This window comes from Streptomyces recifensis (assembly GCF_002154615.1).
Taxonomy (GTDB): Bacteria; Actinomycetota; Actinomycetes; order Streptomycetales; family Streptomycetaceae; genus Streptomyces; species Streptomyces griseoluteus.
Genome location: NZ_MUNH01000151.1, coordinates 1 through 8,543, shown reverse-complemented (window position 1 = coordinate 8,543; position 8,543 = coordinate 1). Strand labels below are relative to the sequence as shown.

Here is an 8,543-nt window from a genome sequence, read left to right as displayed (position 1 = left end):
CCCGCCGGTGCCCCTCGTGGGTGAGGTGCAGCCGGTCCACGTCCCACAGGCGCGGGTCGCCCAGCGAGGGTGCTCCGTACAGGTCGACCACCACCGCGTCGTGCTTGGCGGCCAGCTCGTCCACGCAGGCGAACAGCTCCTCCATGCGGGGCCGGAACCGGTCCAGCACCGGGCCCTGGCGGCCGGGGCTGCGCATCAGCACCAGCCGCTCGCAGTTCGGCGTCAGCCGTTCCACGGCCTCGGTCAGCAGGTCCCGCACGCGGACCATGTCGCACTTGGGCCGCAGGGTGTCGTTGAGCCCGCCGACCAGCGTGATCACGTCGGGACGCATCGCGGCGGCGAGCGGTACCTGCTCGTCCACGATCTGCTGGATCAGCTTGCCGCGCACCGCCAGGTTGGCGTACCGGAAGCCGGGCGTGCGGGCGGCCATCCGGGCCGCCAGGAGGTCCGCCCAGCCCCGGTAGGAGCCGTCGGGCAGCAGGTCCGACATGCCCTCGGTGAAGGAGTCACCGACGGCGACGAGGCTGGTGTACGCGGGAGGTGTGGGATTCGTCTGCATGGCGACAGCGATGGTATCCCGGCGCCGTACCCACCGGTCGGTCCCCCCGTCCCCGTCCCCGTCCCCGGCACCGCTCAGGCGGGCTGCCCGAACAGCTCCCGCAGCACGTCCTCCATGGTCACCAGCCCGGCCAGCCTGCCGTCCGCGCCGATCGCCGCCGCCACGTGCGTACGGCTGCCGCGCATCGCGGTGAGCACGTCGTCCAGCGGGGAGGACTCCCGCACCCGCGCGATCGGCCGCATGTCGCGCAGCCGGAACGGCACATCGCGCGGCGAGGCGTCCAGCGCGTCCTTGACATGCAGGTAGCCCACGATCCGGCGTCCCACGTCGACCACCGGGAACCGGGAGAACCCCGACTCCGCCGACAGCCGCTCCAGCTCCTCCGGGGTGACCCCGACGCTCGTGTAGACCACCCGCTCCAGCGGCACCACCACGTCCCGGACCGGGCGGCTGCCCAGCTCGAGTGCGTCGTGCAGCCGCTCCTGCGCCCGGTCGTCGATCAGGCCCGCCTCCGTGGCGTCCTTGACGATCTCGGCCAGCTCGGTGTCGGTGAAGGTCGCGGACACCTCGTCCTTGGTCTCCACCCGCAGCAGCTTCAGCAGGCCGTTGGCGAAGGCGTTGATGGCGAAGATCACCGGGCGCAGCGCACGGGCCAGCGCCACCAGCGGCGGTCCGAGCAGCAGCGCGGTGCGCACCGGCTCGGCCAGCGCGATGTTCTTGGGCACCATCTCGCCCAGCAGCATGTGCAGATAGGTGGCCAGGGTCAGCGCGATCACGAACGACACCGCGTGCCCGGCCCCCGCGGGCACCCCGACGGCGTGGAACACCGGCTCCAGCAGATGCGCGATGGCCGGCTCCGCGACCACACCCAGGACCAGCGTGCACAGGGTGATGCCGAGCTGCGCGGCCGCCAGCAGTGCCGACACGTGCTCCAGCCCCCACAGCACTCGCCGGGCCCGCTTGTCACCCTCCAGGGCCAGCGGCTCCACCTGCGAGCGGCGTACCGAGATCAGCGCGAACTCGGCGCCCACGAAGAAGGCGTTGACGACCAGGGTCGCCAGACCGATCAGGATCTGTACGGCGGTCATCGCGTCCTCCCCGTCGACTCCTCGGCGTGCCCGCCGTCCGATTCCTTCACCGGCGCGTGCAGCAGCACCCGCGCGGCCCGGTGCCCGGAGGCGTCCACCACGTCGAGGCGCCAGCCGTCGACGTCCACGCTGTCGCCGACCTCCGGAATACGGCCCAGCTCGGTGGCGATCAGCCCGGCCAGCGTCTCGTACGGGCCGTCGGGCACCCTGAGGCCCACCCGCGCCAGCTGGTCGGTGCGGGCCGCGCCGTCCGCCGAGTACAGGGCGCGGCCCTGGTCGTCGGTGCCGGCCGGGGCCAGGTCGGGGGTCTCGTGCGGGTCGTGCTCGTCGCGGACCTCGCCGACGACCTCCTCGACGATGTCCTCCAGCGTGGCCACGCCCGCCGTGCCGCCGTACTCGTCTATGACGACGGCCATGGTGCGCCGGCCGGACAGCCGGTCCAGCAGGCGGTCCACGGTCAGGGACTCCGGGACCAGCAGGGGTTCGCGCATGATCTGGGTGACCGACCGGACCGGCCTGTCCTCCGCGGGCAGCGCCAGTACGTCCTTGATGTGGGCGACGCCGAGGACCGAGTCCAGGTTGCCCCGGTAGACCGGGAAGCGGGAGAGGCCGGTGGCCCGTGTCGCGTTCGCCACGTCCTCGCAGGTGGCCAGGGTGTCCAGGGCGACGACCTGGACCCGGGGGGTCATCACGTTCTCCGCCGACAGGTCCGCCAGGTTCAGTGTGCGCACGAACAGTTCGGCGGTGTCCGGCTCCAGCGCGCCCGCCTTGGCGGAGTGCCGGGCGAGTGCCACCAGTTCCTGCGGGCCGCGCGCGGAGGCCAGTTCCTCGGCGGGCTCCAGACCGAGGCGGCGTACGAACCGGTTGGCGGTGTTGTTGAGGTGGGTGATGAAGGGGCGGAACGCCAGGCTGAACCAGCGCTGCGGGGTGCCCACCCGCTTGGCCACGGCCAGCGGCGAGGAGATCGCCCAGTTCTTCGGCACCAGTTCGCCGACGACCATCAGGAACACCGTCGACAGGGCGGTGCCCAGCACCAGGGCGGCCGTGCGGGCCGACGCCTCGGAGAGGCCGATCGCCCGGAACGGCCCGGAGAGCAGCGCCGCGATGGACGGCTCGGCCAGCATGCCGACGACCAGGTTGGTCACGGTGATGCCGAGCTGCGCGCCGGAGAGCTGGAAGGTGAGCTGGCGTACGGCCTTCAGCGCTCCCTGGGCGCCGGTCTCGCCGTTCGCCGCGGCCCGCTCCAGTTCGCCGCGCTCGACCGTGGTCAGCGAGAACTCGGCCGCCACGAAGGCGCCGCAGGCGAGCGAGAGCAGGATCGCCACCAGCAGGAGGAGCACTTCGGTCATCGGGTCACCTCCGTCCCAGCATCGGTCAGGACGGGAAGGACCGCGCGATGTCGGTGACGCGGACCGGCAGGGTCGCCCATGGGTGGACGCTCACAACCTTTCATCGAGTGCCGAGGTGCTGCCCCAATGGTAAAGGATCAGCAAAGCGGCACTCCTGGGTTCAGCCGGTCAGCGGCTTGACCCAGCGACGCCACTTCTCCTCCGGCCCGTACCCCGCCGCGCGCCAGGCATGGTGCGCCGTCTCGTTGCGCACCAGCACCATCGCGTCCACGCGCCGCCCGCCCAGCGCGGCGAAGCGGGCCTCGGCCGCGGCCAGCAGTGCCCGCGAGATGCCCCGGCGGCGGTGGCCGGGGTGCACCGCGAGCCGGTAGGCCGAGCACCGCCAGCCGTCGAAACCCGCGATGACCGTGCCGGCCAGCACTCCGTCCAGCTCCGCCAGGAGCAGGGCCTCCGGGTCCCGCTCGATCAGCCGGGCCACCCCGGCGTGGTCGTCGCTGATGCTCGTCCCCTCGGCGGCCTCGCCCCAGAACGCCAGCACGGTGTCGATGTCGGCGGGCACGGCGTGACGGATGCTCGGATCGCTCATGCCCCGAGCCAACCAGACCATCCGGCCGGTGGACCAGGAGGTTTCCGGTACGTGAGACCGGGCGGCCGGATCTTCAGCGGGACTGGTCGCGCTCCCGGCGCACCTGGGCCCGGCGGCCCTTGACGTTGGCGCCGCGCATGGCGCGTACGACGTCGTCCGCCGCCTCCTCGGGGACCTCCACCAGGGAGAAGCGGTCCGCGATCTCGATGGCGCCGATGTCCCGGCCGCTCAGACGGGTCTCGCCGGCGATGGCGCCGACGAGGTCCTGCGGCCGTACGCCCGCGCTGCGTCCGGCGCCGACGAACAGGCGGGTCATGCCCGGCGAGGTCCGTCCGCGCGGCCGTCCGCGCTGACCCCGGTCGCGGTCGCCGCCCCGCCCCCGGTCGCCCCGGTCGCGGTCCCTGGGCGCCAGCTCCGGGATCTCCTCCTCGTCGAAGGCCGCGCCGCCCGACTCATGGGCCAGCTTCACCGCCGCGAGCGCCACGTCCATCACGTCGAACTCGTCGCCGAGGGTCTCCACCACCACCCGGAACCGCTCCAGGTCCCCGTCCTCCAGCAGGCTCTCGTGCAGCGCGGCCCGTGTCAGCTCCAGCCGCCTGGCCCGCAGGTCCGCCACCGTGGGCACCTTCTCCAGCGGGACCTTCCGGCCGGTCGCCCGCTCGATCGCCTTCAGCATCCGGGACTCGCGGGGCTCGGCGAGCGTGATCGCCACGCCCTCGCGGCCCGCGCGGCCGACCCGGCCGATGCGGTGCACGTACGACTCCGGCGCCGAGGGCACGTCGTAATTGATCACATGCGTGAGGTGCTCGACGTCGATGCCGCGCGCCGCGACGTCGGTGGCGACCAGCAGGTCCGCCGTACCGCCGCGCAGCCTGCCCATCACCCGGTCCCGCTGCTCCTGGCTCAGCCCGCCGTGCAGCGCCTCGGCGCGGTAGCCGCGGCCGTTGAGGGTCTCGGAGAGCTGGTCGACCTGGTCACGGGTGCGGCAGAACACGATCGCCGCCTCCGGGGACTCCACGTCCAGCAGCCGCCCCAGCGCGGCCGCCTTCTGCGCCCGCCCCACGATGTACGCCGACTCCCGGACGCGCGGCGCCTCGCCCGGCGCCGGGGCCTCCCGCTCGATCCGCACCCGCACCGGGTCGCTGAGGTGCTTGCGCGCCATGGAGTCGATCCGGGAGGGCATCGTCGCCGAGAACAGCACCGTCTGGCGCTCCTCCGGCACGTTCTCCAGGATCGAGTCGATGTCCTCCGCGAACCCCATGTCCAGCATCTCGTCGGCCTCGTCCAGCACGACCGTACGCAGGCCGCCGAGGGGCAGCGTGCCGCGTGCGATGTGGTCCAGCGCACGGCCCGGCGTCGCCACCACCACGTCCACCCCGCGCTGGAGTTCGCGGAGCTGGCGGCCGATGGGCTGGCCGCCGTAGACGGGCAGGACGCGGACGCCGAGGTCGGTGCCGTAGCGGTGCACGGCCTCCGAGACCTGGATGGCCAGCTCGCGGGTCGGCACCAGCACCAGCGCGCTGGGTCCCTTGCCCTTGCCCTCGGCGGCGATGCGCTGGATCACCGGCAGCGCGAACGCGGCGGTCTTGCCGGTGCCGGTGGCCGCCTGTCCCAGCAGGTCGTTGCCCTCCAGCAGGGGCGGGATGGCCTCCTGCTGGATCGGCGTGGGCTCCTCGTAGCCGAGCGCGGTCAGCGCCCGCTGGATCTCGGGGGCCAGGGCGAGATCGGCGAAGCCGACCTGCCCGTCGCTGGTGTTGGTCGTCATGGCGCATCCCTTTTCGGCTGGGGGACGCGGTACCTGGGTGGCCGGCCGGGCCTCGAAGACGCGCGGACCCGCGAGGGAGCCCGAGTCCGCGCCGGGACGCGCCCCCTTGCAGTTCACGCGGTACGGACCATCTATACCGTGCCGTGCCGGGGAGAAACCCGCCACCGGACCGGGACCCTCACTCGTGGGCGATGGCGGCCAGTAGGTTCATCCGCGACGCCCGCAGCGCCGGGAACAGGGCAGCCACCACGCCCACCACCGCCGAAGCGATCATCACGGCGACGATGGTGCCCCAGGGCACCTGCAGGTCCTTCAGCCCGCGCAGCGCCAGCACCTGCTGACCGCACACGCCCCACACCAGCCCCAGCGCCAGCCCGAGGACCGCCCCGAACACCGCGATCACCACCGACTCCAGCCGGATCATCCGGCGCAACTGCCGCCTGCTCAGCCCGATCGCCCGCAGCAGCCCGATCTCGCGGGTGCGCTCCACCACCGACAGCGCCAGGGTGTTGACCACGCCGAGCACCGCGATGACGATCGCCAGCCCGAGCAGCGCGTACACCAGGTACAGCAGCACCGAGATCTGGTCGTGCACCAGCTTCTTGTAGTCGGCCTGGTCACGGACCTGGAGCTGCGGGTAGGGCTTCAGCGCCGAGGTGAGGTTCGCCCGCAGGCCGGCCGCGTCGGTGCCGGGGGCGGCGTTGACGTAGAGCACCGAGTCCTGGCCGCCGGGGACGTACGTGTCCACCGTGCCGAGGCCCAGGAAGATGCCGCCCTGCGTGCCGAAGCCCTCCGGCGACTCCAGGTTGGTGAGCGCGCCGACCGTCAGCCGGGCCACCTTGCCGCCGGGGAACTCCACGGCCAGCGTGCTGCCCAGCCGCGCCCCGTGGCCCTGGGCGAACTTGGCGTCCATCGCCAGCCGGCCGTCCGCCAGGGCGGCCCCGGTGCCGCCGCTCGCGTAGGTGAGGTGCACGACGTCGTCCAGACGCGGACCGTAGGCGGAGGCGGCCGTCTGCACCCGTCTGCCGTCCGGCATCCGCACCGCGAGCGGCGTGATCCGCTGCGGTACGACCAGCCCGACGCCCTCCGTCCCCCGCACCGTGCGCCGCACATCGGCGCTGAACGGCGTGAAGTTGGCGCTCTGCACGATGAAGTCCGCGCCCAGCGTGCGATCGATCTGCCGGTCGAACGAGGCCGACATCGAGGCGCTCGCCACCGACATCCCGCCGACCAGCGCGAGACCCACCATCAGCGCCGCCGCCGTGGCGCCCGTACGGCGCGGGTTGCGCAGCGCGTTGCGCTGGCTCATCCGGCCCACCGAACCGAACAGCGCGGGGAAGGCGCCGCCCAGCACCCGGATCACCGGCCGCACCAGCAGCGGCCCGGCGATCACCATGGCGATCAGCGTCAGCACGACGCCCAGCCCCAGCAGCGCGGCCGCCGGAGCCGCCTTCGTCGCCGCCACGCACCCGGCCAGTGCCGCCGCCCCGGCCACGCCCATGACCGCGCCCGCGACGGCCCGGCCGGTCAGTGGTTTGTCCACCCCGGCGATCTCCGCGTCCGACAGGGCCGCCATCGGGGACACCGTCGCCGCCCGCCGCGCGGGGAGGTAGGCGGCGACGAAGGTGACGCCCACCCCGACCACGTACGCCGCCACCGGCGTGCCCCAGCCGATCACCATCTCGGTGGCCTTCAGGTTCATCCCGAACAGGCTCATCAGCCGGATCAGCCCGTACGCCATCCCGATCCCGGCCGCGAGGCCCAGCGTGGAGCCCACCACGCCGAGCAGCATCGCCTCCAGCAGCACCGAGCGCCGCACCTGACGCCGGTCCGCGCCCAGCGCCCGCAGCAGGCCGAGTTCCCGGGTGCGCTGGGCGATCAGCATGGAGAAGGTGTTGACGATCAGGAAGATGCCGACGAGCACCGCGATTCCGGCGAAGCCCAGCATCACGTACTTGATCACGTCGAGGAATCCGCCGAGGTTCGCCGCCGCCGACTTGGCCTGTTCGGCGGCGGTCCGCAGCTCGTAGCCACCGCCGCCGATCGCGGCGGCGACGCGGTTCTTCAGCTCCGGGTCGGTGACGCCCGGTGCCGCCTCCACCGAGATGGAGGTGGCCTTGCCCGCCGAGCCCAGCAACTGCTTCCCGGCGGTGGCCTGGTCGAGGAAGACCAGCGCGGCGCCGGGGTTGGTGGTGCGGAAGGTGGCGATGCCCACGACCCGCACCCGGAACGTGCCCGGCTGGGCCTGCACGGTCAGCGTGTCGCCGATGCCCACGTGCTTCTTGCCCGCGGTGTCCGCGTCCAGCAGGGCCTGGTCCGCGCCGCGCGGGGCGTGACCCGAGGTCAGCTCCACCGGGCTGCGGTCGGTCAGGTGCCAGGAGGTGGCGATCGTCGGGGCGCCGGTGGTCGGGCCGACGGACCGGTCGCGGCTGTCGGTCACCGTGACGTTCTGCACCGACACGTCCGCGTGCGCCGAGGCGACACCGGGGGCCTTCGCCACCCGGCCGGCGAGGTCCGCGGGCACCGTCAGCGTCGCGCCGCCCGGCACCGGGGAGCGCAGGTCCTGCTTCGGGCCGACCGTCACGTCCGCCGCCGTGGAGGCGAACAGCCGGTCGAAGGTGCGGGTCACCGTGTCGGAGAAGATCAGGCTCCCCGAGACGAAGGCCACGGACAGTACGACGGCCAGCGCGGAGAGCGCCAGCCGCCCCTTGTGCGCGAGAAAACTTCTCAGGGTCGCCTTGAGCACGGGGGTTCAGTCCTCCCGTGCCACGGCGTCGTCGCCGAGCCGGCCCCGGACCACGTCGAACGCCTTCATCCGCTCCAGCACGGTGTCCGCCGTGGGCCGCTCCATGCGGTCCACGATCCGGCCGTCGCCCAGGAAGAGCACGAGGTCGGAGTGGGCGGCGGCGCCGGGGTCGTGGGTCACCATGACCACGCTCTGCCCGAGGTCGTCCACCGCACTGCGCAGGAAGCCCAGCACCTCCAGACCCGAGCGGGAGTCCAGGTTGCCGGTGGGCTCGTCCGCGAAGATCAGCTCCGGCTGCGAGGCCAGCGCCCGCGCGCAGGCGACACGCTGCTGCTGGCCACCGGACAACTGGGCCGGGCGGTGCCCGAGCCGGTCCCGCAGTCCCAGCCTGTCGATCACCTGGTCCACCCAGCCGGGCTCGGGCTTACGGCCCGCGATGTCCATCGGCAG

General features: G+C 73.2%; 7 protein-coding genes. All 7 read right to left on the bottom strand.

Annotation, left to right across the window (positions count from 1 at the left end):
- Window positions 1-559, bottom strand: a 559-nt coding sequence (locus tag CCN33_RS09775) for an SGNH/GDSL hydrolase family protein (RefSeq protein ID WP_086693248.1), incomplete at its 3' end; no start/stop codon positions are given.
- A gap of 74 nt (window positions 560-633) precedes the next feature.
- The gene (locus CCN33_RS09770; protein ID WP_086693246.1) at window positions 634-1,647 is read right to left on the bottom strand and encodes a hemolysin family protein; all 1,014 of its coding nucleotides are present in this window, start codon (window positions 1,645-1,647) and stop codon (window positions 634-636) included.
- Window positions 1,644-2,996 carry a hemolysin family protein gene (locus CCN33_RS09765; protein WP_086693244.1) on the bottom strand — a complete coding sequence of 451 codons (1,353 nt, stop codon included), beginning with the start codon at window positions 2,994-2,996 and terminating at the stop codon, window positions 1,644-1,646. Before CCN33_RS09765 ends, CCN33_RS09770 begins: the two co-directional genes overlap by 4 nt.
- Window positions 2,997-3,156: 160 nt before the next feature.
- A complete protein-coding gene (locus tag CCN33_RS09760; RefSeq protein WP_086693242.1) occupies window positions 3,157-3,582 on the bottom strand; it encodes a GNAT family N-acetyltransferase in 426 nt (141 codons plus the stop codon).
- A gap of 73 nt (window positions 3,583-3,655) precedes the next feature.
- Window positions 3,656-5,347, bottom strand: coding sequence for a DEAD/DEAH box helicase (locus CCN33_RS09755; RefSeq protein ID WP_086693240.1), 1,692 nt, complete (start codon window positions 5,345-5,347; stop codon window positions 3,656-3,658).
- Between the two features lie 178 nt (window positions 5,348-5,525).
- Window positions 5,526-8,093: an ABC transporter permease gene (locus CCN33_RS09750; protein WP_086693238.1), complete on the bottom strand. Its 2,568-nt coding sequence runs from the start codon at window positions 8,091-8,093 to the stop codon at window positions 5,526-5,528.
- A gap of 6 nt (window positions 8,094-8,099) precedes the next feature.
- The coding region (locus CCN33_RS09745; protein ID WP_140394499.1) for an ABC transporter ATP-binding protein at window positions 8,100-8,543 on the bottom strand (444 nt) is incomplete at its 5' end.